The organism is Burkholderia sp. BDU5, from assembly GCF_001522845.1.
Lineage (GTDB): Bacteria > Pseudomonadota > Gammaproteobacteria > Burkholderiales > Burkholderiaceae > Burkholderia > Burkholderia mayonis.
The window spans coordinates 112,927-137,496 of the sequence record NZ_LOWC01000002.1; the positions used below are offsets into that span (position 1 = coordinate 112,927).

General features: G+C 66.5%; 20 protein-coding genes and 2 pseudogenes. 16 read left to right on the top strand and 6 right to left on the bottom strand.

Annotation, left to right across the window (positions count from 1 at the left end; translation table 11 throughout):
- Positions 1-518: 518 nt before the first annotated feature.
- The 4 genes from hpnI to WS69_RS01075 all read left to right on the top strand — a co-directional run bounded on the left by hpnI (position 519) and on the right by WS69_RS01075 (position 5,163).
- Positions 519-1,697, top strand: a complete 1,179-nt coding sequence (hpnI, locus tag WS69_RS01060; protein WP_059468989.1) for a bacteriohopanetetrol glucosamine biosynthesis glycosyltransferase HpnI — start codon at positions 519-521, stop codon at positions 1,695-1,697.
- A 116-nt stretch (positions 1,698-1,813) separates the two neighbouring features.
- Positions 1,814-3,235: a hopanoid biosynthesis associated radical SAM protein HpnJ gene (hpnJ, locus tag WS69_RS01065; protein ID WP_059468990.1), complete on the top strand. Its 1,422-nt coding sequence runs from the start codon at positions 1,814-1,816 to the stop codon at positions 3,233-3,235.
- Positions 3,236-3,238: 3 nt separating this feature from the next.
- Positions 3,239-4,126, top strand: a complete 888-nt coding sequence (gene hpnK / locus WS69_RS01070; protein ID WP_059468991.1) for a hopanoid biosynthesis-associated protein HpnK — start codon at positions 3,239-3,241, stop codon at positions 4,124-4,126.
- Positions 4,123-5,163 carry an HpnL family protein gene (locus tag WS69_RS01075; RefSeq protein WP_059468992.1) on the top strand — a complete coding sequence of 347 codons (1,041 nt, stop codon included), beginning with the start codon at positions 4,123-4,125 and terminating at the stop codon, positions 5,161-5,163. The genes hpnK and WS69_RS01075 overlap by 4 nt, the downstream gene beginning before the upstream one ends.
- Before the next feature lie 26 nt (positions 5,164-5,189).
- Here WS69_RS01075 and WS69_RS33950 read toward each other — a convergent pair whose 3' ends face one another.
- The gene (locus tag WS69_RS33950) at positions 5,190-5,681 is read right to left on the bottom strand and encodes a hypothetical protein (RefSeq protein WP_197419189.1); all 492 of its coding nucleotides are present in this window, start codon (positions 5,679-5,681) and stop codon (positions 5,190-5,192) included.
- Here WS69_RS33950 and bamE point away from each other — a divergent pair.
- The 11 genes from bamE to astE all read left to right on the top strand — a co-directional run bounded on the left by bamE (position 5,601) and on the right by astE (position 18,025).
- The gene (gene bamE / locus WS69_RS01080; protein ID WP_059469017.1) at positions 5,601-6,161 is read left to right on the top strand and encodes an outer membrane protein assembly factor BamE domain-containing protein; all 561 of its coding nucleotides are present in this window, start codon (positions 5,601-5,603) and stop codon (positions 6,159-6,161) included. The genes WS69_RS33950 and bamE overlap by 81 nt on opposite strands.
- Positions 6,162-6,872: 711 nt before the next feature.
- Positions 6,873-7,562 carry an ABC transporter permease gene (locus WS69_RS01085; RefSeq protein ID WP_059468993.1) on the top strand — a complete coding sequence of 230 codons (690 nt, stop codon included), beginning with the start codon at positions 6,873-6,875 and terminating at the stop codon, positions 7,560-7,562.
- Complete coding sequence (locus WS69_RS01090; RefSeq protein ID WP_059468994.1) at positions 7,559-8,272, top strand: ABC transporter permease; 714 nt, start codon at positions 7,559-7,561, stop codon at positions 8,270-8,272. The genes WS69_RS01085 and WS69_RS01090 overlap by 4 nt, the downstream gene beginning before the upstream one ends.
- A gap of 21 nt (positions 8,273-8,293) precedes the next feature.
- On the top strand, positions 8,294-9,088 hold the full coding sequence (locus WS69_RS01095; RefSeq protein WP_059468995.1) for an ABC transporter ATP-binding protein: 795 nt from the start codon (positions 8,294-8,296) through the stop codon (positions 9,086-9,088).
- Between the two features lie 21 nt (positions 9,089-9,109).
- On the top strand, positions 9,110-10,159 hold the full coding sequence (locus tag WS69_RS01100) for a GlxA family transcriptional regulator (protein ID WP_059468996.1): 1,050 nt from the start codon (positions 9,110-9,112) through the stop codon (positions 10,157-10,159).
- A 653-nt stretch (positions 10,160-10,812) separates the two neighbouring features.
- Positions 10,813-12,048 (top strand): aspartate aminotransferase family protein, encoded by a 1,236-nt coding sequence (locus WS69_RS01105; protein WP_059468997.1) that lies wholly within the window; start codon positions 10,813-10,815, stop codon positions 12,046-12,048.
- Between the two features lie 34 nt (positions 12,049-12,082).
- Positions 12,083-13,141 carry an arginine/ornithine succinyltransferase subunit alpha gene (aruF, locus tag WS69_RS01110; RefSeq protein ID WP_059468998.1) on the top strand — a complete coding sequence of 353 codons (1,059 nt, stop codon included), beginning with the start codon at positions 12,083-12,085 and terminating at the stop codon, positions 13,139-13,141.
- Positions 13,138-14,169, top strand: a complete 1,032-nt coding sequence (gene astA, locus WS69_RS01115) for an arginine N-succinyltransferase (protein WP_059468999.1) — start codon at positions 13,138-13,140, stop codon at positions 14,167-14,169. Before aruF ends, astA begins: the two co-directional genes overlap by 4 nt.
- Positions 14,170-14,174: 5 nt before the next feature.
- A complete protein-coding gene (gene astD / locus WS69_RS01120; RefSeq protein ID WP_059469000.1) occupies positions 14,175-15,638 on the top strand; it encodes a succinylglutamate-semialdehyde dehydrogenase in 1,464 nt (487 codons plus the stop codon).
- A 13-nt stretch (positions 15,639-15,651) separates the two neighbouring features.
- The gene (astB, locus tag WS69_RS01125; RefSeq protein ID WP_059469001.1) at positions 15,652-16,992 is read left to right on the top strand and encodes an N-succinylarginine dihydrolase; all 1,341 of its coding nucleotides are present in this window, start codon (positions 15,652-15,654) and stop codon (positions 16,990-16,992) included.
- Entirely contained in the window at positions 16,976-18,025 is a 1,050-nt protein-coding gene (astE, locus tag WS69_RS01130; protein ID WP_059469002.1) for a succinylglutamate desuccinylase, read from the top strand. The genes astB and astE overlap by 17 nt, the downstream gene beginning before the upstream one ends.
- Before the next feature lie 31 nt (positions 18,026-18,056).
- On the opposite strand, the pseudogene WS69_RS01135 reads toward astE, so the two are convergent.
- A pseudogene (locus WS69_RS01135) lies at positions 18,057-18,662 on the bottom strand (glutathione binding-like protein).
- Positions 18,663-19,064: 402 nt separating this feature from the next.
- Here WS69_RS01135 and WS69_RS01140 point away from each other — a divergent pair.
- On the top strand, positions 19,065-19,859 hold the full coding sequence (locus WS69_RS01140) for an ABC transporter substrate-binding protein (RefSeq protein WP_059469003.1): 795 nt from the start codon (positions 19,065-19,067) through the stop codon (positions 19,857-19,859).
- A gap of 177 nt (positions 19,860-20,036) precedes the next feature.
- On the opposite strand, the pseudogene WS69_RS01145 reads toward WS69_RS01140, so the two are convergent.
- The 4 genes and pseudogenes from WS69_RS01145 to cyoB all read right to left on the bottom strand — a co-directional run bounded on the left by WS69_RS01145 (position 20,037) and on the right by cyoB (position 24,484).
- Positions 20,037-21,267 (bottom strand): annotated as a pseudogene (locus tag WS69_RS01145) (fatty acid desaturase).
- Positions 21,268-21,533: 266 nt separating this feature from the next.
- Positions 21,534-21,866 carry a cytochrome o ubiquinol oxidase subunit IV gene (gene cyoD, locus WS69_RS01155; RefSeq protein WP_059469006.1) on the bottom strand — a complete coding sequence of 111 codons (333 nt, stop codon included), beginning with the start codon at positions 21,864-21,866 and terminating at the stop codon, positions 21,534-21,536.
- Positions 21,867-22,472: a cytochrome o ubiquinol oxidase subunit III gene (cyoC, locus tag WS69_RS01160; RefSeq protein ID WP_059469007.1), complete on the bottom strand. Its 606-nt coding sequence runs from the start codon at positions 22,470-22,472 to the stop codon at positions 21,867-21,869.
- Positions 22,472-24,484: a cytochrome o ubiquinol oxidase subunit I gene (cyoB, locus tag WS69_RS01165; protein ID WP_059469008.1), complete on the bottom strand. Its 2,013-nt coding sequence runs from the start codon at positions 24,482-24,484 to the stop codon at positions 22,472-22,474. The genes cyoC and cyoB overlap by 1 nt, the downstream gene beginning before the upstream one ends.
- Positions 24,485-24,570: the final 86 nt, after the last annotated feature.

Genomic DNA, 24,570 nt, shown 5'->3' on the forward strand with positions numbered 1-24,570 from the left:
GGGACGAGCGAAGGCGCCGACGTGACGCGGTGCGGCGCGAAAGATTGTTCTGTAATAGACTGTAATCGCGAGAAATACGATGAAATCTGAGCCGATTTGGCTCGAATATTTCATCTGGTACAAAAATCCACAGAAACCCTTACGTTTTGGACAGCGTGCGTCCTGCAAAGCGCTTACGTTAATACGAGGGCAATTGCGTGGAAATTGACTGCATCTGCGTGGATTTGCTGTTCAGAAACAGTGCTTTTCGGCGTGCGAGGCAAGCGTTGCCCGCGTGTCGCTGCTAAAATTCGCGGCCTACATACCAATCGCGCTCACGGATTCCGTTCTATTCCCCCTGCGCTTGCCGCGAAAAGTCGCACGAGGAGCCTCGGGATAGCGGCCGCACGGCCGGTTCCGGTGCGTTGCGCGTCGTTGAAAGTGCAAGTAAGAGGAGTTGGGATCGTGCTCGAAATCGTCCCCGCCAAAACACCGCGTTCCCGTTTTGTCTGCCGCCCGATCGTTCGGAGGCGCGCGGCATGACGGGATCGCTTTCCATCGTCGAATGGGCGTTGCTCGCGCTTACCTGCGCGTCGTGCGGCTATGCGGTGCTCGCCGCGTTCGCGCCCGCGCCGCGCGTGCCGCGCACGGCCGCACGCGACGGCTTCGAGCCCGTCAGCGTGCTGAAGCCGCTGTGCGGATCGGAGCCGCATCTCCATGAGAATCTCGCGACCTTCTGCGAGCAGCGGCACCCGCGCTACCAACTGCTGTTCGGCGTCGCGTCGGCCGCCGATCCGGCCGTCGCCGTCGTGCGACGGCTGCAGGCCGACTATCCCGAGTGCGACATCGAGCTCGTGATCGACGCGCGCGTGTACGGCTCGAACCTGAAAGTCAGCAATCTCGTCAATCTCGCCGAGCATGCGCGCTACGACCGCCTCGTGATCGCCGACAGCGACATCGCGGTCGAACCCGATTATCTGACCCGCGTGACGGCGCCGCTCGCTGATCCGACGGTCGGTGTCGTCACTTGCCTGTATCATGCGCGCAGCGTCGGCGGCTTCTGGACGCGGATCGGCGCGCAATTCGTCGATGCGTGGTTCGCGCCGTCGGTCCGGATCACCCATCTCGGCGGGTCGAGCCGCTTCGGGTTCGGCGCGACGCTTGTGCTGACGCGCGCGACGCTCGATGCGATCGGCGGCTTCAAGGCGCTGAAGGACGAGCTCGCGGACGACTACTGGCTCGCCGAACTGCCGCGCCGCCTCGGGCTGCGCACGGTGCTGTCCGAGGTGAACGTGGCGACCGACGTCGCGGAGCCGTCGTTCGCGCCGCTGTGGCTGCGCGAGACGCGCTGGCTGCGCACGATCCGCTCGCTGAATCCGGCTGGGTTCGCATTCCTGTTCATCACGTTCACCGCGCCGTGGCTCGCTATCGGCGCGGCGCTCGCCGCGTGGCTCGGCCCGACGTCGGCGGCGGGTGCGACGGCCGGCGCGGCGGCCGCGATCGGCACGGTCGCGCGACTCGCGCTGCATGCGCGCAGCTCGGACGGTTGGCGCGCGTTTTGGAGCGATTTGCCGCTCGTGCTGGTGCGCGACGCGCTGCTCGCACTCGAGTGGCTCGCCGCCGCGTTCGGCACGCAGGTCGTGTGGCGCGGCGCGCGGATGACGGTCGTCGGCGGCGATGCGCGCGCGACGGTCGTGGAGGCGGGCGACGGGCGCTGAAGGGCGCCGGCACATACACGGGATGCGCGGGCGGCGACAGGCCGCCCGCGGTTTTCGAAACGAAACATTTGTACTCGAACGAATTGATATCTATGCAGCAGGCTACCGGAGCATTCATGAAAACGCTGTTCTTGCAGGCCCCTTCGTACGACGGCTTCGACGGCGGTGCGGGCTCCCGCTATCAGGCGAAGCGCGAGATCCGATCCTTCTGGTATCCGACGTGGCTCGCGCAGCCGGCCGCGCTCGTGCCGGGCAGCCGCGTCGTCGACGCGCCGGCCGACGGCCTGTCGGTCAAGGAGACGCTCGAGATCGCGAAAGACTACGATCTCGTGATCATCCACACGAGCACGCCGTCGTTCCCGACCGACGCGATGTTCGCGGAAGACCTGAAGAAGATGAAGCCGTCGATGCTGGTCGGCATGGTCGGCGCGAAGGTGGCGGTCGATCCGCACAACTCGCTGACGGCGACGGAAGCGATCGACTTCGTCTGCCGCGAGGAATTCGACTACACGTGCAAGGACATCGCGGCAGGCTTGCCGTTCGCCGAGATCCTCGGCATGAGCTACCGCGCGAAGGACGGCTCGATCGAGCACAACGGAGCGCGTCCGATGATCGAGAACATGGACGAGCTGCCGTTCGTCGCGCCCGTCTACAAGCGCGACCTGAAGATCGACAACTACTTCATCGGCTACCTGAACTATCCGTACGTGTCGATCTACACGGGCCGAGGCTGCCGCTCGAAGTGCACGTTCTGCCTGTGGCCGCAGACGGTCGGCGGCCACCGCTACCGCACGCGTTCGGTCGAGAGCGTGCTCGCGGAAGTGAAGTGGATCCGCGACAACATGCCGGAAGTGAAGGAGATCATGTTCGACGACGACACGTTCACCGACTTCAAGCCGCGCGTCGAGGAAATCGCGCGCGGGCTCGGCAAGCTCGGCGTCACGTGGTCGTGCAACGCGAAGGCGAACGTGCCGTACTCGACGCTCAAGATCATGAAGGAAAACGGCCTGCGCCTCCTGCTGGTCGGCTACGAGTCGGGCGACGACCAGATCCTGCTGAACATCAAGAAGGGCCTGCGCACCGACATCGCACGCCGTTTCAACGAGGACTGCAGGAAGCTCGGCATCAAGATCCACGGCACCTTCATTCTCGGCCTGCCGGGCGAGACGAAGGACACGATCAAGAAGACGATCGAGTACGCGAAGGAAATCAACCCGCATACGATTCAGGTGTCGCTCGCCGCGCCGTACCCGGGCACGCGTCTCTACGAGCAGGCGATCGAGAACGGCTGGCTCACGGAGAACAAGACGATCAACCTCGTCAGCAAGGAAGGCGTGCAGCTCGCCGCGATCGGCTATCCGCACCTGTCGCGCGAGGAGATCTATCACCACCTCGAGCACTTCTATCGCGAGTTCTATTTCCGGCCGGCGAAGATCTGGGAAATCGTCCGCGAAATGCTGACGAGCTGGGACATGATGAAGCGCCGTCTGCGCGAAGGCGTCGAATTCTTCCGTTTCCTGCGCGCGCACGAGGCGTAACCGGTGGCGGGTCCCGACGCGGCGCCGCGCGCGCTGATCTTCACGGCGGACGACTTCGGCCTGCATCCGCGGGTCAATGCGGCCGTCGAGCGCGCGCACCGCGACGGTGTGCTCGCGGCCGCGAGCCTGATGGTCGGCGCGAGCGCCGCGCGTGATGCGGTCGAGCGTGCGAAGCGCCTGCCGTCGCTCGCGGTCGGCCTGCACATCGTGCTCGCCGACGGGCCCGCGACGCTGCCCGCAAGCGACATCCCGGCGCTCGTCGGTCCCGACGGCCGCTTCGGCGACGCGATGGCGAAGGACGGCTGCCGCTTCTTCTTCCTGCCGCACGTGCGTGCGCAACTGCGCCGCGAGATCCGTGCGCAGTTCGAAGCGTTCGCGGCGACCGGGCTTACGCTCGATCACGTGAACACGCACAAGCATTTCCATCTGCATCCGACCGTGCTGTCGATGATCATCGACATCGGCCGCGAATTCGGGCTGCGCGCGGTGCGGCTGCCGTACGAGCCGTCAACGCCGTTCTGGCTGAAGCCGTGGATCGGGCTCGTGCGCGCGCGGCTCGACCGCGCGGGGATCGCGCACAACGATTACGTGGTCGGCATCGAGCACACGGGCGCGATGGACGAAGCCGTGCTGCTCGACGCGCTCGCAAAGCTGCCGCCGGGCGTCGGCGAAATCTACTGCCATCCGGCGGAGCCGGGCGACGGGCCGATCACGCCTTCGATGCGCGACTACCGGCCGGCAGACGAGCTCGCTGCGCTGCTGTCGCCGCGCGTCGCGGCCGCGGTGGAGGCGGCGGGCGTCGCATGCGGCGGCTTCGCCGACGTGTTCGGCGGCGGCGCGCGTGCGCGCATGCCGCGCGGCGCGCGGATCACCGGAGCGCAGCCGTCATGACCCGCTGGATCAAATGGCTCGGCTGGCCGCTCGGGATCGCGATCCTGCTCGCGCTCGTCGTGCACGAGGGTGTCGGCGACGTCGTTCGCGTGATCGGCCAGGCCGGTTTCGCGCTGTTGTGGCTCGTGCCGTTCCACGGGCTGCCGCTCTTGCTCGACGCGCACGCGTGGCGCCTGCTGCTCGACAAGCGCGCGTCGCTGCCGTTCCTCTGGTGGATCGCGACCGTGCGCGAGGCGGTGAACCGGCTGCTGCCCGTCGTCGGCGTCGGCGGCGAGATCGTCGGCATCCGGCTCGCGCGCTGGCGCGTGCCCGACGCGAGCCGCGTGACGGCGTCGGTGATCGTCGAGGTGCTCGTGACGATCGCCGTCCAGTACGCGTTCGCCGCGCTCGGCCTCGTGCTGCTCCTGATCGCGACGCAGGAGAGCGTCGGCGCGAGGACGATCGGCGTCGCGCTCGTGCTGTCGCTGCCGATGCCGGTGCTCGCGTTCGTGCTGATGCGCCGCGGCGGCGTTTTCCACGCGATCGAGCGCTTCGCGAGCCGGCTGCTCGGCGATTCGCACCGGCTGCTGCAAGGCGTCGACGGCAAGCGCCTCGACGCCGACATCGACGCGCTGATGTCGCGCGCGGGCTTGCTGTTCCGTGCGTTCTTCTGGCAACTGGCGGGTTATGTCGTCGGCGCGCTCGAGATCTACTGGGCGCTCGCGCTGCTCGGCCATCCGGTGTCGATCGGCGGCGCGGTCGCGATCGAGGCGATGACGCAAGCGGTGCGCCACGCGGCATTCATGGTGCCGGGCGGTCTGGGCGTCCAGGAGGCGACCGTCGTGCTGCTCGCGCAGATGTTCGGCGTCGATCGCGAAACGGCGCTGTCGCTCGCGCTCGTCAAGCGCGTGCGCGAGCTGCTGTTCGGCGCGCTCGCGCTCGGCTCGTGGCAGCTCGTCGAGTTGTCGCGCACGCGGCGGCGGATTCGCAGCCACGCGCGGCGCGCGGCCCGTGTGGCGGCCGCCGTTGCGCAGCGCGAGGTCGAGTCGTTGCCGTGACGGCGCAGTCGGGCGGCGGGGCGCTTTTATTTCAGGATGTTGGCTTGCCGATCTATTGATCCGTTGATCTGGCGGCTCGAAGGCTCGAAGGCTCGAAGGCTCGAAGGCTCGAAGGCTCGAAGGCTCGAAGGCTCGAAGGCTCGAAGGCTCGAAGGGGCTGACCATGTGCCCGCCCGGCGGTTCGACCGGCGGCAGCCCGGCCGCGCGGCAGCCCGGCAGCCCGGCCGCGCGGCCGGGGCCATTCCGATTTTCTTTCCTTCGCGGCCCGGTTTCGGGCCGACCGTGGGCCGTTGCGCACCAAGTGCTTGCCGCACGACGCGGCGATACGGCGCGCATGCTTCGAGCGCTGCGTCGAGTTCCGCTTCGGCGTACGACAACCGTGGTGCGGTATGCTTGCGCGCGTGTTCGATGATGCGCGCAAGCCGCGCCGTTTCCCGATGACGATGTTCCGATTCCGTGTCCTTCCCGTCGCGTTGCTTGGCGCGGTGCTCGCGCTTGCCGGCTGCGACGATCAGCAAAGCGAGCAGACCGTGCAGCGATTCAAGGATTTCTTCAACGCGATCAAACCCGCGCCGCTGTTCCTCAAGGGACTCACGCCCGGCGTGACGACCGAGGCCGAGATCCGCAGCCAGATGGGGCGTCCCGAGACCGAGCGGGTCTACACGGACGGCTCGAAGCGGCTCGAATATCCGCGCGGCCCGATGGGCAACGAGACCTATATGGTCGACATCGACGCGAACGGCCGCTTCACCGCGGCGACGCAGGTGCTGACGGCCGCGAACTTCGCGAAGATCCGGCCTGGCATGACGGAGGACGAGGTGCGGCGGCTGCTCGGCAAGCCGACCGAGGTCGCGCGCTATCCGCTCAAGCCGGAGACGGTGTGGAGCTGGCGCTGGCTCGAGGACGGCGTCAATCAGGACGCGTTCTTCAACGTCCATTTCGGACCGGACGGGATTGTTTATACGACGTCGCGCTCGGACATCCTGAAGGGTCACTGAGCGGCGCAGCGAGGCGGGGTGCTCCGAAGGGCGGGTCACCGGGCGAGGCGCGTCATCCCGGCGGCGCGTTGGCGGTCGGTGCATCGGTGTGTATCCGTCGCGACGGCGAGCGCGTACGCGCGCTCAAATGCTTGCCACGTCTCACCGGTTCGGCTCCGTGCAACGATCAGCGGCTGATGCGCGAAGATTTCTGCCCGTCGCAGGCACCGCTCACAAGTGTTCTCGAACGCCTGTAGGCACTAGTCGTTATTCGCCGGCGCTCGCAAACAGCCTGCCATTATTGGCCTGCCGGCGCTCGCAGACGCGGGCCGGCCATCCATCTTTCCGCTTGGTTTTCGCACTGCGAGCGTTGCCTACGGCTGCGCTGCGCGGCCACCGGCCGCCGAAGCTGTTTCCGACCCTTTTCCTTCATCGTGCGCCGCCGCGAACCGCCCGCGGCCGCCGCTTGCCGGTTGCCCATCGTCTCTATCGCAAAAGCGACTCGAAACTTGCAAAAAAACGGCGCACGGCCCGCGGCCGGCAACGTCCGGCACCGACGTTTCCCCCGCTAAAACAGTGCTGTGCGCGCGCCCCGCGCCACCGTCGGCGCGATATTGCAACGCAGCATTCCGCGCGACCGCCATTTGAGCCGATTTTTTTCGCTTGCGACTATCCGCGTCAAACCGGCGCAGCCGTCCGTGCGCCATTCCCATCACGATCACGGAGACAAGCGTGTTCCTATACGGCTTTGGTCCGCTCATCTGGGCCGGCACGGTGCAGACGATCGAGCTGTCGGTGCTGTCGCTCGCGGCCGCGATCGCGCTCGGCCTCATCGGCGCGGTGGCGAAGCTCTCGCACAATCGCGTGCTGCGCGCGATCGCGACGGGCTACACGACGCTCATCCGCTCGGTGCCTGATCTCGTGCTGATGCTGCTGCTCTTCTACAGCATCCAGATCTGGCTCAACCAGTTCACCGACCTGATGAACTGGGATCAGATCGACATCGATCCGTTCGTCGCGGGCGTGCTGACGCTCGGCTTCATCTACGGCGCGTACTTCACCGAGACGTTCCGCGGCGCGTTCCTGTCGGTGCCGCGCGGCCAGCTCGAAGCGGGCAGCGCGTACGGCATGAGCGGGATGCGCGTGTTCGCGAGGATCATGTTTCCTCAGATGATGCGCTTCGCGCTGCCCGGCATCGGCAACAATTGGCAGGTACTCGTGAAGGCCACGGCGCTCGTGTCGATCATCGGTCTGGCCGACGTCGTGAAAGCCGCGCAGGACGCGGGCAAGAGCACGTTCAACATGTTCTTCTTCATTCTCGTCGCGGCGCTCATTTATCTCGCGATCACGACGGTCTCCAATCTCGTGCTCAAGCAGCTCGAGAAGCGTTATTCCATCGGCGTGAGGCACGCGGAACTATGATCGAGATTCTCCAGGAATTCGGGCGCGCGTTCTTCTACTGGGACGGTCAGCGTATGTCGGGGCTTGCCGTCACGCTGTGGCTGCTCGTCGCGTCGCTTGCGATCGGCTTCGTCTGCGCGGTGCCGCTCGCGGTCGCGCGGGTGTCGAAGAATCGCTGGCTGTCGACGCCTGTGCGCTTCTACACGTACGTGTTTCGCGGCACGCCGCTCTACGTGCAGTTGCTCCTCATCTACACGGGGATGTACAGCCTCGCGTTCGTTCGCGATCATGCGTTCCTTGATGCGTTCTTCCGAAGCGGCTTCAACTGCGCGATCCTCGCGTTCGCGCTCAATACCTGCGCGTACACGACCGAGATCTTCGCGGGCGCGATCCGCGCGATTCCGCACGGCGAAGTCGAGGCGGCGCGCGCGTACGGGATGAGTCCGTTCACGATGTATCGCCGGGTGATCCTGCCGTCTTCGCTGCGCCGCGCCTTGCCGCTTTACAGCAACGAGGTGATCCTGATGCTGCATGCGACGACGGTTGCGTTCACGGCGACGGTGCCCGACATCCTGAAAGTCGCGCGCGACGCGAATTCGGCGACGTACATGGCGTTCCAGTCGTTCGGAACCGCCGCGCTGATCTATCTTGCGGTATCGTTCGCACTCGTCGCGGCCTTTCGCCGGGCGGAGCGCCACTGGCTCGCGTATCTCGCGGCCGGCCGTCATTGATTTCACTCCAGGGAGAGCCAGTTGGCAGAGACCACGACCACGAACGCCGCGTGCAAGCTCGAGGCGCGGGACATCCACAAGCGCTACGGCGACAACGAGGTGCTGAAGGGCGTGTCGCTGAACGCGAAGGCGGGTGACGTCATCAGCATCATCGGCGCGAGCGGCTCGGGCAAGAGCACGTTCCTGCGCTGCATCAACTTCCTCGAGCGGCCGAACGCGGGGCAGATCGTCGTCGACGGCGAGACGGTGCGCACGAAGGCCGATCGCGCGGGCAATCTCGAAGTCGCCGATCACAAGCAACTGCAGCGGATCCGGACGAAGCTCGCGATGGTGTTTCAGCACTTCAATCTGTGGGCGCACATGAACGTGCTCGAGAACGTGATGGAAGCGCCCGTGCACGTGCTCGGCATTCCGAAGCGCGAGGCCGAGGAGCGCGCGCGCGAATACCTCGAGAAAGTGGGGCTGGCGCCGCGCGTCGAGAAGCAATATCCATCGCACCTGTCGGGCGGCCAGCAACAGCGGGTCGCGATCGCGCGGGCGCTGGCGATGCATCCGGACGTGATGCTGTTCGACGAGCCGACGTCGGCGCTCGATCCGGAGCTCGTCGGCGAGGTGCTGAAGGTGATGCAGAAGCTCGCGGAGGAAGGACGGACGATGATCGTCGTCACGCACGAGATGGGTTTCGCGCGCAACGTATCGAACCATGTGATGTTCCTGCACCAGGGGCGCACCGAGGAAGAGGGCGATCCGGCCGACGTGCTCGCGCGCCCGCAGAGCGAGCGCCTGAAGCAGTTTCTGTCCGGCAGCCTCAAGTAACGGCCGACGCGGCAGGTCGTGATGTCCGTGAATCGTCCAGTCAGTCCCGCCCGCACGATACAGGTGGCGATCGTCGCGTTGCCGCCCGTGTCGATGTCGGGTGTCGGGCCGATCGTCGACGCACTGAATCTCGCGAACGAGATCGACGGGCGTTTGTTGTACCGCTGGCAGGTGTGCTCGTGGGACGGCCGTGCGGTGCCGCTCGCGGGCGGCGCGCAATGGCACGCGGACGCCGCGTTCAACGACGCGATCGTCTGCGACTGGCTGATCGTCGTCAGCGAGCGGTTCCAGCAGTTCGCCGACTACCGGCTCTTTCTCGCGAGTCTCGCGCGGGTCGGCCAGCGCACGCCGCTCGTGACGGGCATCCACCACGGCGTGTGGTGGCTTGCGATGGCGGGGCAACTGTCGGGTTACCGGGTGAGCGTGAACTGGGAGACGTACCAGCAGTTCGCCGAGCAGTTCGAGCGCTCGATCGTCACGCAGCAGATCTTCGAAATCGACCGTGATCGCGCGACGTGCGCGGGCGGCCAGGCGACCGTCGACTTCATGCTCGCGATGATCGGCCGCGATCACGGGCCGGAGCTGGCGGAGCGGATTGCGGACGCGCTCGGCACGGGGCCGCTTCGGAGCGGCGAGGCGCGCCAGCGGATTCCGTTCGTGACGGCGCCGGGCGAGCGACACCCGCGGCTGAACGATGCGCTGTTGCTGATGGAGGCAAACATCGAGGATCCGCTGACGACGGACGAGATCGCGGGGTTCGTCGGCGTGTCGAGGCGGCAACTCGAGCGACTCTTCAGACAGTATCTCGGCGCGATGCCGTCGAAGTACTACCTCAATTTGCGGCTGCTGAAGGCGCGCACGCAGTTGCAGCGTACGAGCAAATCCGTCGTGCAGGTCAGTCTCGCCTGCGGGTTTTCTTCGGCCGCGCATTTTTCGAATGCCTATCGGGAGCGGTTCGGCGTCACGCCGCGCGAGGATCGGCGAGCGTGGCTCGAGAAGCAGCACGGGAAGGGGGGCGCCGAGCCGCCTCGGGCGGGGGCTTTGGTGGAGCGGCCTTCTGTTGAGGACTGAGCGCTCCTTGGGGGCGCTTTGACTGGCACAGCCCCTAACGAGTCGCGTCGGATGAGAACGCGGAGTGGATCGCGCAGGGTCTGTGTCGTTGAATCGCTCACCGGAGCGGTATACCGTCCGCCAGCTCCATCCTCGCTGCGCTCGGATGATGAGCGCATCCAGAGGAGAGGCGAACGATGAGTGTCTGGTGTTCGAATAATTCGCATACCTTGCGATGAGTGATTAGCGGACATGCATCGTGCGAAGTGGGTTATGGAATAGAAGAATGGTGTGCAGCGAATCGCGCGGCGAAGCTGGCGCAGGAAAGGAGCGCAGCTCCCTTTGCTGTCCGCCCAAGGATGCGCCTTTCTTTTGGTCACTTTTCTTTGGCAAGACAAAGAAAAGTGACCCCCGCCCCGGGGAGGGGCGACGCTAATCGACCGCTAACATCACAGGTCATCCACGACACACCCGAAACAACCACCCGAAACAACCACCCGAAACAACCACCCGAAACAACCACCCGAAACAACCGACAAAAAACCGTCGCCCACCGGAAAGGGCATACCAAACCCCACCCTACCCGATAAATCCCGTCGCAATTCCGCAAGACGCCTCGCGCCACGTTGCCTAAACTTGAATCTGTTACCTCTTACGAAACGAAAGGAATCGTCATGAAGAGCCCGAACGTGTCCCGTCAGACTTTCGATGAAGTGATGGTGCCGGTGTTCGCCCCCGCGCCGTTCGTGCCCGATCGCGGCGAAGGCTCGCGCGTGTGGGACACGGAAGGCCGCGACTATGTCGACTTCGCGGGCGGCATCGCCGTCACCGCGCTGGGTCACGGCCATCCGGCGCTCCTCAAGGTGCTCGACGAGCAAAGCCGCAAGCTCTGGCACATCGGCAACGGCTACACGAACGAGCCTGTTCTGCGCCTCGCGAAGCGCCTCGAATCGCTCACGTTCGCCGATCGCGCATTCTTCGCGAACTCCGGCGCCGAAGCGAACGAGGCCGCCCTCAAGCTCGCGCGCCGCGTCGCGTTCGAACGGCACGGCGCCGACAAGTACGAGATCGTGTCGTTCCTCCAGTCGTTCCACGGCCGCACGTTCTTCACGGTCAGCGTCGGCGGACAACCGAAGTATTCCGAAGGCTTCGGCCCCGTGCCCGCAGGCATCCGGCATCTGCCGTTCAACGACATCGCCGCCGCCAAGGCCGCAATCGGCCCGAAGACCTGCGCCGTGATCGTCGAGCCGATCCAGGGCGAGGGCGGCGTCATTCCCGCCGATCCCGCATTCCTGAAGGCGCTGCGCGAAGCGTGCGACGCGCACGGCGCACTCCTCATCTTCGACGAGGTGCAGACGGGCGTCGGCCGCACCGGCCACTTCTACGCGTACATGGACACGGGCGTCACGCCCGACATCCTGACTACCGCGAAGGCGCTCGGCAATGGCTTCCCGATCGGCGCGATGCTCACGACGAAAGCACTCGCCGCGCACTTCAAGGTCGGCGTGCACGGCACGACGTACGGCGGCAACCCGCTCGCGTCGGCGATCGCCGAGAAGGTCGTCGAGCTCGTCAGCGATCCGGCGCTCCTCGAGGGCGTCAAGGAACGCAGCGAGCGGCTGAAGGCCACGCTCGACAAGATCAATGCGCGCTTCAAGCTCTTCAAGGAAGTCCGCGGCAAGGGCCTCCTGATCGGCGTCGAGCTCGTCGACGCGTTCGACGGCCGCGCGAAGGATTTCGTGTCGGCTGCGGCCGAGCACGGCGTCATCATGCTGATCGCGGGCCCGAACGTGCTGCGCTTCGCGCCGTCGCTCGTGATCCCGCTCGACGTGCTCGACGAAGGTCTCGCGCGCTTCGAGAAGGCGGTCGAGCAAGTGCTCGCCGCGCAAGCCGAAGCGGCCTCGCGCTAAGCCGCCCGTATCGCTGACGTAGACAGGAACGACGATGCTCTTCGTACGCCCCGGCAGACTCGCCGATCTCGACGCGCTCGCGCAGATGGCGCGCACCGCGCAACCCGTGCTGCATTCGCTGCCGCACGACCGCGCCGCGCTCGAAGCGCGCGTCGCGCTTTCCGAAGACTCGTTTCGCGCGGAAGTCGACTTCCCCGGCGAGGAGTTCTATCTGTTCGTGCTCGAGGACGGCGCGACGGGCAAATTGCTCGGCACCGCGAGCATCGTCGCCGCGGCCGGCTACGCGGAGCCGTTCTACGCGTTTCGCAACGACGCGCTGATCCACGCGTCGCGCGAGTTGCACGTGAACCGCAAGATCCACGCGCTCACGATGTCGCACGAATTGACGGGCAAGAGCCGGCTCGCCGGCTTCTACGTCGATCCGTCGCTGCGCGGCGACGCCGCCGCGCACCTGATCTCGCGCGCACGGATGATGTACGTCGCCGCGAACCGCAGCCGCTTCACGCCCGAGGTGTTCTCGCTGCTGCTCGGCGTCACCGACGAAACGGGCGCGTCGCCGTTCTGGGAGGCGGTCGGCCGCAAGTTCTTCGGCCGCGACTTCGCCGCGGTCGAGATCGAATCGGGCGGCCGAAGCCGCACGTTCATCGCCGAAGTGATGCCGACCTATCCGCTCTACGTGCCGCTCCTGCCCGAAGCCGCGCAGCGCGTGCTCGGCGAGCCGAACGAGCATGCGCTCCTCGCGTACGACATCCATCTCGAGGAAGGCTTCGAGCCAGACCGCTACGTCGACATCTTCGACGCCGGCCCCGTGCTGACCGCGCAGGTCGACCGCGCCGCGTGCGTGACGAAGAACGCGCAGCGCACGGTGCGCGAGGCCGCGCGCGCGCACGGCGACACCACGTATCTGCTGTCGAGCGGGCGCGGCGACGCGTTTCGCTGCGTGCTCGCGGACCTGCCCGACGACAGCGCCGACGCGCCGCTGCCCGCCGACGCGCGCGCGGCGCTCGGCGTCGCCGACGGCGACACGGTGCGCTGCGTGCCGCTGCATCAGCGCGACGGCCAACCGACGGACCAACCAGGAGACGCAGCATGATCGTCGTTCGGGTCGTACAAACGGGCGACGTGGACGCGCTCGTCGCGCTCGCACAGGAAACCGGACCGGGCCTCACCACGTTCAAGCCGGATCGCGACGCGCTCGCCGCGCGCATCGAGCGCACGCGCCGCACGCTCGAGAATTGCGCGACGCCCGCCGAGGCCGGCTATTTCTTCGTGATGGAAGATTCGCAGTCGGGCGACATCGCCGGCGTATGCGGGATCGAGACCGAGGTCGGCCTCGCGCAGCCGTTCTACAACTATCGCGTGAGCACGGTCGTCCACGCGAGTCAGGATCTCGGCGTGTGGACGAAGATGTCGCTCCTGAACATCTCGCACGACCTGACGGGCTATGCAGAAGTGTGCTCGCTGTTCCTGAGCCCGCGCTACCGGACGGGCGGCTTCGGCGGCCTGTTGTCGCGCTCGCGCTTCATGTTCATCGCGCAGTTCCGCGAACGGTTTCCCGAGCGCATCTGTGCGGAGCTGCGCGGCCACTTCGACGAAGACGGCACGTCGCCGTTCTGGCGCGCGGTCGGCTCGCACTTTTATCAGATCGACTTCAACGCTGCGGACTACCTGAGCTCGCATGGCCGCAAGTCGTTCCTCGCGGAACTGATGCCGCGTTTTCCGGTTTACGTCGACCTGCTGCCGCAGGACGCGCAGGACTGCATCGGCGTCACGCACCGCGACACGCTGCCCGCGCGCAAGATGCTCGAGGCGGAAGGGCTGCGCTATCAGAACCACGTCGACATCTTCGACGCGGGCCCCGTGCTCGAATGCCACGTCTCGGATCTGCGCACGGTGCGCGAAAGTGTCGTCGTGCCGGTCGAGATCGGCGCGCCCGCCGCGCGCGCCGACGCGCCGCGCTCGCTCGTGTCGAACACGTCGCTGTCCGATTTCCGCGTCGGCGTCGCACCGGGGCTCGTCGTGAACGGCGCGTTCACGTTGTCGGCCGGCGATGCCGCCGCGCTGCGCGTGAGCGAGGGCGATTTCGTGCGCGTGCTGCCGCTCAAACCCAAACAGGGATAACGAACATGACTGAACTCTTCATCGACGGCGCCTGGGTCGACGGCGCCGGCCCCGTCTTCTCGTCGCGCAACCCGGGCACGAACGCACGCGTGTGGGAAGGCGCGAGCGCGTCGGCCGCCGACGTCGACCGCGCGGTCGCCAGCGCGCGGCGCGCGTTCGCCGGCTGGTCGGCGCTCGATCTCGACGCGCGCTGCGCGATCGCCAAGCGCTTCGCGGCGCTCCTCGTCGAGCGCAAGGAAGCGCTCGCGACGATGATCGGCCGGGAAACCGGCAAGCCGCTGTGGGAAGCGCGCACCGAAGTCGCGTCGATGGCGGCGAAGGTCGACATCTCGATCACCGCCTATCATGAGCGCACGGGCGAAAGGCGCGCGCCGATGGCCGACGGCGTCGCGGTGCTGCGGCACCGTCCGCATGGCGTCGTCGCGGTGTTTGGTCCCTACAACTTCCCGGGTCATTTGCCGAACGGGCACATCGTACCGGCGCTCATCGCAGGCAACACGGTCGTGTTCAAGCCATCGGAGCTCGCGCCCGGCGTCGCGCGCGCGACCGTCGAGATCTGGCGCGACGCGGGGCTGCCAGCGGGCGTGCTGAATCTCGTGCAGGGCGAGAAGGACGCGGGCGTCGCGCTTGCGAACCATCGGCAGATCGACGGGCTCTTCTTCACCGGCAGCTCGGACACGGGCACGCTGCTGCACAGGCAGTTCGGCGGCCGGCCCGAGATCGTGCTCGCGCTCGAGATGGGCGGCAACAATCCGCTCGTCGTCGCCGACGTCGAGGACGTCGATGCGGCCGTCCATCACGCGATCCAGTCGGCGTTCCTGTCGGCGGGGCAGCGCTGCACGTGCGCGCGCCGCATCCTCGTGCCGCAAGGCGCGTTCGGCGACCGCTTCCTCACGCGCTTCGCGGACGTCGCGTCGAAGATCACGGCGGATGTCTACGACGCCGATCCGCAGCCGTTCATGGGCGCGGTGATCTCGGCGCGGGCGGCCGCGCGTCTCGTCGCCGCGCAGGCGCGGCTCGTCGAGCTGGGCGCTGTGCCGATCATCGAGATGAAGCAGCGCGATTCCGCGCTCGGCTTCGTGAACGCGTCGATCCTCGACGTGACCGACGTGCGCGATTTGCCCGACGAGGAGCACTTCGGCCCGCTCGCGCAGATCGTTCGCTATCGCGGCCTCGACGACGCGATCGCGCGCGCGAACGACACCGCGTTCGGCCTGTCGGCGGGGCTCCTCGCCGACGACGGCCAAGCCTGGGACACGTTCCGCCGCGCGATTCGCGCCGGCATCGTGAACTGGAACCGGCCGACCAACGGCGCGTCGTCGGCGGCGCCGTTCGGCGGCGCGGGCCGCTCGGGCAATCATCGCCCGAGCGCGTACTACGCGGCCGATTACTGCGCGTACCCGATGGCGTCGGTCGAAAGCGCGCAATTGCAGATGCCCGCGAGCCTGTCGCCGGGCCTTCATTTCTGAGCAGGATGCGACGATGAACGCTAAAGAAGCCAATTTCGACGGGCTCGTCGGCCCGACCCATAACTACGCGGGGCTGTCGTTCGGCAACGTCGCGTCGCTGTCGAACGAGAAGTCCGACGCGAACCCGAAGGCGGCCGCGAAGCAGGGGCTGCGCAAGATGAAGCAGCTCGCGGACCTCGGCTTCGCGCAGGGCGTGCTGCCGCCGCAGGAGCGGCCGTCGCTGCGCCTGCTGCGCGAGCTCGGCTTTTCCGGCAAGGACGCCGACGTGATCGCGAAGGCGGCGAAGCAGGCGCCCGAGATCCTCGCGGCCGCGAGCTCCGCGTCCGCGATGTGGACCGCGAACGCGGCGACGGTGAGCCCGTCCGCGGACACGAGCGACGGCCGCGTGCACTTCACGCCGGCGAACCTGTGCAGCAAGCTGCATCGCGCGATCGAGCACGAGTCGACACGCCGCACGCTCGCCGCGATCTTCGCGGACGAGTCTCGCTTTGCCGTGCACGACGCGCTGCCCGGCACGCCGGCGCTCGGCGACGAAGGCGCGGCGAACCACACGCGGTTTTGCGCAGAGTACGGCGCGGCGGGCGTCGAGTTCTTCGTGTACGGCCGCGCCGAATACCGGCGCGGGCCGGAGCCGACGCGCTTTCCGGCACGCCAGACGTTCGAGGCGAGCCGCGCGGTCGCGCATCGCCACGGCCTGCGCGAAGAGGCGACGATCTATGCGCAGCAGAGCCCGGACGTGATCGACGCGGGCGTGTTCCACAACGACGTGATCGCGGTCGGCAATCGCGACACGCTGTTCTGCCACGAGCGCGCGTTCGTCGACAAGCAGTCGATCTACGATGCGCTGACCGCGTCGCTCGGCGCGCTCGGTGCGAAGCTGAACGTGATCGAGGTGCCGGATCGCGCGGTGAGCGTCGCCGACGCGGTCGGCTCGTATCTGTTCAACAGCCAGCTGCTGGCGCGCGAAGACGGTACGCAGATGCTTGTCGTGCCGCAGGAATGCCGCGAGAACGCGAACGTGTCCGCGTATCTCGACGCGCTCGTCGCCGGCAGCGGACCGATTCGCGACGTGCGCGTGTTCGATCTGCGCGAGAGCATGAAGAACGGCGGCGGGCCCGCGTGCCTGCGGCTGCGCGTCGTGCTGAGCGACGCGGAGCGCGCGGCGGTGAAGCCGAACGTGTGGATCGACGATACGCTGTTCGCGTCGCTCGACGCGTGGATCGACAAGCATTATCGGGACCGGCTGTCGCCCGCGGATCTCGCCGATCCGGCGCTGCTCGACGAATCGCGCACCGCGCTCGACGCATTGACGCGGATCCTCGGCCTTGGCTCGCTCTATGACTTCCAGCGCTGATCGCGGCAGCGACGCCGTCTGGCTCGAAGACTTCCTCGCGCTGACGCTCGCGGGCGACACGCCGCGCACGGAAGCGGGCGAATGCGCGGCGCGCGCGGTGCGCTGGCGCTGGCTCGGCGACGGCCTGCTGCAACTCGAGCCGGCCGACGCGGCGCTGCGGATGCAGAGCGTGCTCGTGTCGGCGGGCGTGCACGGCGACGAAACGGCGCCGATCGAGTTGCTGTCGATGCTCGTGCGCGATCTCGCGCGCGGCGCGCTGCCGCTGCGCTGTCGGCTGCTCGTCGCGCTCGGCAATCCGGGCGCGATGCGCGCGGGCGAGCGCTATCTCGACGACGATCTGAACCGGCTGTTCGGCGGCGTTCGCACGCCCCGCGCGGCAAGTCGCGAGGCGCCGCGCGCGGCGGTACTGGAAGCGGCCGCAGTGCGCTTCTTCTCGATGGCGGGCCGCGCGCGCGGCGCGCGTTGGCACATCGACATGCACACGGCGATCCGCGCGTCGGTGTTCGAGCAGTTCGCGCTCTTGCCGCACACGGGCGAGCCGCCGACGCGCACGATGTTCGAGTGGCTCGGCGAAGCAAGGATCGCGGCGGTGCTGCTGCATACGACGAAGGGCAACACGTTCTCGCATTTCACGGCAGCGTCCTGCGGCGCGCTCGCGTGCACGCTCGAGCTCGGCAAGGTGATGCCGTTCGGCGAGAACGATCTCGAGCGTTTCGCGGGCGCCGACGCGGCCGTGCGCGGCCTTGTGTCCGGCCGCCGCGACGCGCCGGGCGGGCCGCTGCCGCGCGTGTTCACGGTCGTCGACCAGATCACGAAGCAAAGCGACGCGCTCGAGCTGTTCGTCGCGAAGGACGTGCCGAACTTCACGCCGTTTGCGCAAGGCACGCTGCTCGCGCGCGACGGCGATTACCGCTATGCGGTGCGTCGCGCGGAAGAGCGCATCGTGTTTCCGAATCCGTCCGTCAAGCCCGGCTTGCGGGCGGGGCTGCTTGTCGTCGAGACGACGGGTGACACGCACGCCGCGCTCGCTTGAGCCGCGCGCGGCGTGCGTCGGTGGAGCAGCGCTACTTCGCGAGCCCTTCGGCGACGAACGCTTCGCGCACCTTCGGCCGTGCGGCGACGCGCTCCATGAACGCGCGCACGCGCGGATACGCATCGAGCGGCAGCTGCAGGAAGTTCGACCAGTTGACGATCGTAAACAGATAGATGTCGGCGACCGTGAAACGGCCGATCAGATAATCGCGCCCTTCGAGATGCGCGTCGACGTTCTTCAGGCGCGCATCGATCCGCGCGATGCATGCCTGCCGCGTCGAATCGGCGGTGTCCTTGCGCCATAGCCATCCGTAGCTCTTGTGCAGCTCGGTCGCGACGAAGGACAGTCATTCGATCTTGTCGTAGCGCTCGGCGGCGCCATGCACGGGAATCAGCGCGCCCGCGTTCACGAGATCGCCGATCCGCTGCAGCAGCGCGGCGGCTTCGGTGTGGCGCGAGCCGTCGTCGAATTCGACGAGCGGCACGTAGCCGCGCGGCGAGATCGCGTAATAGTCGCTGCCGTCCGCGAGTTCGTGCTTCTGCAGATCGACCTTGACGCCTTCGAACGGAATGCCGCCTTCCGTCAGCGCAATGCGCACGGCGAGCGAGCATGCGCCGGGTGAGTAATACAGCTTCATCGGTTGACGCCTCCTTTGGAAAGATCCGGGAGCCGATTGGCCGGGACGCGCCGAAGCTGCCGGCGCGCCTCGTTAAAATAGCACCGGCTCGCGCGGGCGGCATGCGGGCGTACAATGATCGAGGATGCGCGATGCGCGACGGCGGCGTATCTGCGCCGACGTGCGCGGATGCGACATCGTTTTGCGCTTTTCGCGCGCCGGCGCGTTGCGAGCCGCAGCGATCGCCGTTTCCCCCCTTTTCGGCCGCGCGCGCCCGCACGGGGCGGTACAATCGCGCGGTTGCGGCTGTTGCGCCGCATCAAGAGCGGTCCGTGCATTTGTCCGGACGATCCGGCGCTGCGAAGATGCGCCGGTACGAGTAGCGTGTTGAATCCATTTGATCGTATCGAGGAGATCTCCCTGATGAAGTTGACGTGGCAAAAGACGGCCGCCTGCGCGCTCGCCGCGGCCGCAGCCTTTGCGACGAGCGGCGCGTTCGCCGCTGACCTGAAGGAAATCCGCTTCGGCGTCGAGGCGTCGTACGCGCCGTTCGAATACAAGATGCCGGATGGCAAGCTGGCGGGCTTCGATGTCGACATCGGCAACGCCGTGTGCGCGAAGCTGAAGGTGAAGTGCATATGGGTCGAGAACGCGTTCGACGGGCTGATTCCGGCGCTGCAGGCCCGGAAGTTCGACGCGATCAACTCCGACATGACGATCACCGATCAGCGTCGCAGGGCGATCGATTTCACCGATCCGATCTACACGATCCCGAACCAGTTGATCGCGAAGAAGGGCAGCGGGCTGCTGCCGACGACCGCGTCGCTGAAGGGCAAGCGTATCGGCGTGCTGCAGGGCACGATCCAGGAGGCGTACGCGAAGAAGCGCTGGGCGCCGGCGGGCGTCGAAGTCGTGCCGTACCAGACGCAGGACCTCGCGTATGAAGACCTGAAGTCAGGCCGCCTCGACGCGACGTTCCAGGATTCGGAGGCGGGTGCGAAGGGTTTCCTGTCGAAGCCGCAAGGCGCGGGCTTCGCGTTCGCGGGCGACCACGTGAGCGATGCCGAGATCCTCGGCACAGGCGTCGGTTTCGGTCTGCGCAAGAACGATGCGCAGTTGAAGACCGCGGTCAACCAGGCACTGAAGGAGCTGAAGGCCGACGGCACGATCGACGGCCTCGCGAAGAAGTACTTCAGCGTGCCCGTGACGCTCAAGTAACGCATTCGACGGGCGGCTCGCCGCCGCGTCTCGATGCTCGATCCGACTCTGACTGGCCGCGCAAGCGGCCGGTTTCGTTTCGGCCACGCAGCTTGCGCGGTCGACGCCGTCGCGTCCGCGAATGTGCCTCCGTCGCGGCAGGCGCCGGGGACGCGATCGGCCGCGCGGCGGCACGCATCATGCGTCGCGCGGCGCGTCGATCGGACACTGGTCCGCCATCGGCGCATCCGCGCGGAGATGCGCGTCGCTCGTCGGACGGCCGAGATAGTCGGTCCAGCACTTGCGCTCGATGTCGTAGAGCTTGCAGCGCCGCGCCGTATCGAAATACCAGCGCCAGCTGAAGCGCTGCACGACGATCCGCCCCGGCAGCATCGCTTCGAGCTTCGCCTGTGCGTCTTTCAGCCCGTACAGCGGGATGCTCATGTCGACGTGGTGCGCGGTGTGCTCCATGATGTGATGCATCAGTCCGCCGATGCCGCACGGGAACGTCAGGTGCAGCGTCGTCGACACGAACGGCGCCGTGCGCGACCATTCGGCGCGGTTCGCGTGCCACGAGATCCGCGGATCGGTGTGGTGGACGTAGACGACGAAGCCGATCATCGAGCACCAGAACAGGAACGGAACGACGACGCTCGCGACGAGCAGCAGGAGCGTCGACTGGTGCGTCGCCGCCGCGATCCAGACGACCGCGCCGATCCAGATCGCGGCGAAGCCCGTGACGAGCAGGCAGTCGCGCCGGAACACGGGCCGCGACGCGCCGAGATAGGTCTTCGTCGGAAAGTACATCCGCAGCCACCAGATTTCGACGAGATAGTAGAGCCCGGGCGCCCAGCCGCTGCGATAGAGGCGATCGAGGAAGCGCCGCGTCGGCGACAGCGCGGCGAACTCGTCGGGCGTATGCGGCGCCCATACGAAGTCGAAGCCTTTCAGGTTCGTGTAGCCGTGATGGACGACGTTATGGCCGACTTCCCACAGGCTGTACGGCGTCAGCGACGGCAGGAACGCGATGCGGCCGAGCCAGCGGTTGAGCCGGTGATTCGGCGTGAGACTCTGGTGGCACGCGTCGTGGCCGATGATGAACAGGCGTCCGGTGACGAAGCCGGCCGCCATGCCGCAGATGATTTTCACGATGCTCGACGGCGCGAGCAGCGCGCCCGCGAACGCGGCGAAGAGCAGCAGGTAGTCGACGACGAGCAGCACGATCGAGCGCGCGATCACGCGCTGGCCGAACGGCGTGATCCATGAGCGGACGACCTTGCGGTGCGGCATCGGTTCGTCGACATGAACCGGGGTGAAAGAGTCGTTCATAAAATCGGCACCACAAAAAGACATCGAAGCGCCGACGCCCGTGCTCCGCGATGCGCCGACCGAATGGCGTCGACGGGCGGGGGAGGGCGGCGGCGCGCATATCGGTCGCCGGATCGCAGACGGAACGCTTGCCGCACGCGCGGCATCGCGATCCCGACCGCGTCGGCGAGCGCGGCCGGCGACCGCGTCGGCGGAGGATTCGGCGAGCGAATCGGAAACGGCTCGCGCGACATCGGCGAAATCAACTTCGCGTTTACGCCGGGCAAACGGTTGGGTCGACGCACGCATGCGATCCGACACGATCCGGCAGCGACAAAAGCAATGCCGTCCCGCGCGGGACGGCATCGACGAAAGGCAAGGAAACGGCTATCGCGACATCATGTTCATGTGGACGTTGTGCATGACCCAGAGCGTGCCGAAGATCAGGATCAGCGCGGTCAGCACCGTGTAGCTGAACGCCATCACGTTCCAGCGCTGGCTCGACGACGTGTTCATGTGCAGGAAGTACACGAGGTGCACGACGATCTGCACGCCCGCGAGCACGGCGAGCGACACGAGCGCTTCGCGCGGCGGCAGCACGCCGCCCATCACGAGGCCGAACGATGCGGCCGTCAGCAGCACCGACAGCACGAAGCCCGCGATGTAGCCGCCCATGGTGCCGTGCGCTTCATCGCCGTGAGAAGGATGCGTATGTGCCATTTAGATCACGCTCGCAAGATAGACAAAGGAAAACACGCAGATCCAGACGATGTCGAGGAAGTGCCAGAAGAGGCTGAGGCACGTGAGCCGGCGCACGTCGCGCTCGGTCAGTTCGGGGCGGCGCAGCGCCTGCAGCGCGAGCACGACCATCCATACGAGGCCGGCCGTCACGTGCAGCCCGTGCGTGCCGACGAGCGTGAAGAACGACGACAGGAATGCGCTGCGCTGCGGCCCCGCGCCTTCGGCGATCAGGTGCGAGAACTCGCGCAGTTCCATCGCGAGAAAGGCCGCGCCGAGCGCGAACGTCACCGCGAGCCAGCCGAACACCGCGCCGCGCTGCCGCTTGTGCGCGCCGATCATCGCGAAGCCGTACGTGATGCTGGAGAGCAGCAGCGCGGCGGTTTCGAGCGCGACGCCAGGAATGTCGAACAGATCCTTGCCGGTCGGACCGCCCGCGAACTGATTGCCGAGCACGGCGAACGTGGCGAACAGCGCCGCGAAAATGATGCAGTCGGTCATCAGGTACAGCCAGAAGCCGAACACCGAATGCGACGGCGGATGATCGTGCGATGCCGCGTGGTCGAGCATCATCGTGTTGTGCGACATCAATTGACCTCCAGTTCGACTTCCGCCGGCTGTGCCGGAATGCGTGTGCCGCCACGCTTTTCTTCGATCTTGCGGACCGTTTCGGCCGGAATGTAATAGCCGTCGTTATCGCGCGCGCTATACAGGATCACGGTCGCGACGATGCCGGCGAACGCCGCGATCGCGAGCCACCAGATGTGCCACACGAGCGCGAAGCCGAGGATCAGGCTGAACATGCCGACGATAAAGCCCGCACTCGTGTTCGACGGCATGTGGATGTCCTGATAGACGATCTTCTTGCCGGCGCCGAGACCGAGGCCGTGTTCCTTGCGGTACGCGAATTCGTCGAGCGCGTGCACGGTCGGAATCACCGCGAAGTTGTAGACGGGCGGCGGCGACGTCGTCGCCCATTCGAGCGTGCGGCCATTCCACGGATCGCCCGTTGCGTCGCGGTATTCGGGCTGGTTGCGGTTGCGCACCGCGACCCACACCTGCGCGACCTGGTGCAGCACGCCGACCGCGATCAGCGCGACGCCGCATGCTGCGACGATGAGCCACGGATGCCATGCCGGATTGTCGTAATGGTTCAGACGCCGCGTCATCCCCATGAAACCGAGTACGTAGAGCGGCACGAACGACACGTAGAAGCCGACGAACCAGCACCAGAACGCGCGCTTGCCGAGCTTCTCGTCGAGCTTGAAGCCGAACGCCTTCGGGAACCAGTAATGGAAGCCCGCGAAATAGCCGAACACGACGCCGCCGATGATCGCGTTGTGGAAGTGCGCGATCAGGAACAGGCTGTTGTGCAGCACGAAGTCCGCGCCGGGGATCGCCATCATCACGCCCGTCATCCCGCCGAGCGTGAACGTCACCATGAAGCCGATCGTCCATAGTACGGGCGCGGTGAACTCGATGCGGCCGCGGTACATCGTGAACAACCAGTTGAAGATCTTCACGCCGGTCGGGATCGCGATGACCATCGTCATGATCCCGAAGAACGCATTGACGTTCGCGCCCGAGCCCATCGTGAAGAAGTGGTGCAACCACACGAGGAAAGCGAGCACCATGATCGCGCACGATGCGTAGACCATCGTCTTGTAGCCGAAGAGCGGTTTCTTCGCGAACGTCGCGATCACTTCCGAGTAGATGCCGAACGCGGGCAGCACGAGGATGTACACCTCCGGATGGCCCCACGCCCAGATCAGGTTCAGATAGACCATCGCGTTGCCGCCGGCGTCGTTCGTGAAGAAGTGCATGCCGAGATAGCGGTCGAGGCCGAGGAGGGCGAGCGCGACGGTCAGGATCGGGAACGTCGCCATGATGAGGACGTTCGAGCAGAGCGCCGTCCACGTGAACACCGGCATCTTCATCAACGTCATGCCGGGCGCGCGCATCCGGATGATCGTCACGAAGAAGTTGATCGCGGTGATCAGCGTGCCGACGCCGGATATCTGGAGCGCCCATAGATAGTAGTCGACGCCGACGCCCGGACTGAACTGCAATTCCGACAACGGCGGATACGCGAGCCAGCCCGTTTGCGCGAATTCGCCGACGATCAGCGAGACGTTCATCAGCAGCGCGGCGACGGCCGTCATCCAGAAGCTCAGCGAGTTGAGGAACGGGAACGCGACGTCGCGCGCGCCGATCTGCAGCGGCACGATCAGATTGAAGAGGCCGACGAGAAGCGCCATCGCCATGAAGAAGATCATGATGACGCCGTGCGCGGTGAAGATCTGGTCGTAGTGATGCGGCGGCAGATAGCCGGGACCGTTGTACGCGAACGCGAGCTGCAGGCGCATCATCACGGCGTCCGCGAAGCCGCGCAGCAGCATCAGCACCGCGACGACGATATACATCACGCCGATCTTCTTGTGGTCGACCGACGTGAGCCACTCGGTCCACAGCCATTTCCAGCGATTCGTATAGGTCAGCGTGCCGACGACCGACAGCGCGACGAGAGCCATGAGCGCGGCCGCGCCCATGACGATCGGCTGATCGAACGGGATCGCCGAAAGCGTCAATTTACCGAACATGCGTTACCCCTTCGTCCGACAGGCGGCGTCCGTCAGATCGAGGACGTTGCCGTTGTTGTACTTCGCGATGATGTTGTTGAACAGCT

Bases quoted from the DNA above. Each gene is read 5' to 3' on its own strand.
- astA (WP_059468999.1), top strand. From the start codon at position 13,138: ATGATCGTCGTTCGGGTCGTACAAACGGGCGACGTGGACGCGCTCGTC.
- astE (WP_059469002.1), top strand. From the start codon at position 16,976: ATGACTTCCAGCGCTGATCGCGGCAGCGACGCCGTCTGGCTCGAAGAC.
- hpnJ (WP_059468990.1), top strand. From the start codon at position 1,814: ATGAAAACGCTGTTCTTGCAGGCCCCTTCGTACGACGGCTTCGACGGC.
- cyoB (WP_059469008.1), bottom strand. From the start codon at position 24,484: ATGTTCGGTAAATTGACGCTTTCGGCGATCCCGTTCGATCAGCCGATC.
- aruF (WP_059468998.1), top strand. From the start codon at position 12,083: ATGCTCTTCGTACGCCCCGGCAGACTCGCCGATCTCGACGCGCTCGCG.
- WS69_RS01140 (WP_059469003.1), top strand. From the start codon at position 19,065: ATGAAGTTGACGTGGCAAAAGACGGCCGCCTGCGCGCTCGCCGCGGCC.
- hpnI (WP_059468989.1), top strand. From the start codon at position 519: ATGACGGGATCGCTTTCCATCGTCGAATGGGCGTTGCTCGCGCTTACC.
- cyoC (WP_059469007.1), bottom strand. From the start codon at position 22,472: ATGTCGCACAACACGATGATGCTCGACCACGCGGCATCGCACGATCAT.
- WS69_RS01105 (WP_059468997.1), top strand. From the start codon at position 10,813: ATGAAGAGCCCGAACGTGTCCCGTCAGACTTTCGATGAAGTGATGGTG.
- WS69_RS01100 (WP_059468996.1), top strand. From the start codon at position 9,110: ATGTCCGTGAATCGTCCAGTCAGTCCCGCCCGCACGATACAGGTGGCG.
- astD (WP_059469000.1), top strand. From the start codon at position 14,175: ATGACTGAACTCTTCATCGACGGCGCCTGGGTCGACGGCGCCGGCCCC.
- WS69_RS01090 (WP_059468994.1), top strand. From the start codon at position 7,559: ATGATCGAGATTCTCCAGGAATTCGGGCGCGCGTTCTTCTACTGGGAC.
- WS69_RS01075 (WP_059468992.1), top strand. From the start codon at position 4,123: ATGACCCGCTGGATCAAATGGCTCGGCTGGCCGCTCGGGATCGCGATC.
- bamE (WP_059469017.1), top strand. From the start codon at position 5,601: ATGACGATGTTCCGATTCCGTGTCCTTCCCGTCGCGTTGCTTGGCGCG.
- cyoD (WP_059469006.1), bottom strand. From the start codon at position 21,866: ATGGCACATACGCATCCTTCTCACGGCGATGAAGCGCACGGCACCATG.
- astB (WP_059469001.1), top strand. From the start codon at position 15,652: ATGAACGCTAAAGAAGCCAATTTCGACGGGCTCGTCGGCCCGACCCAT.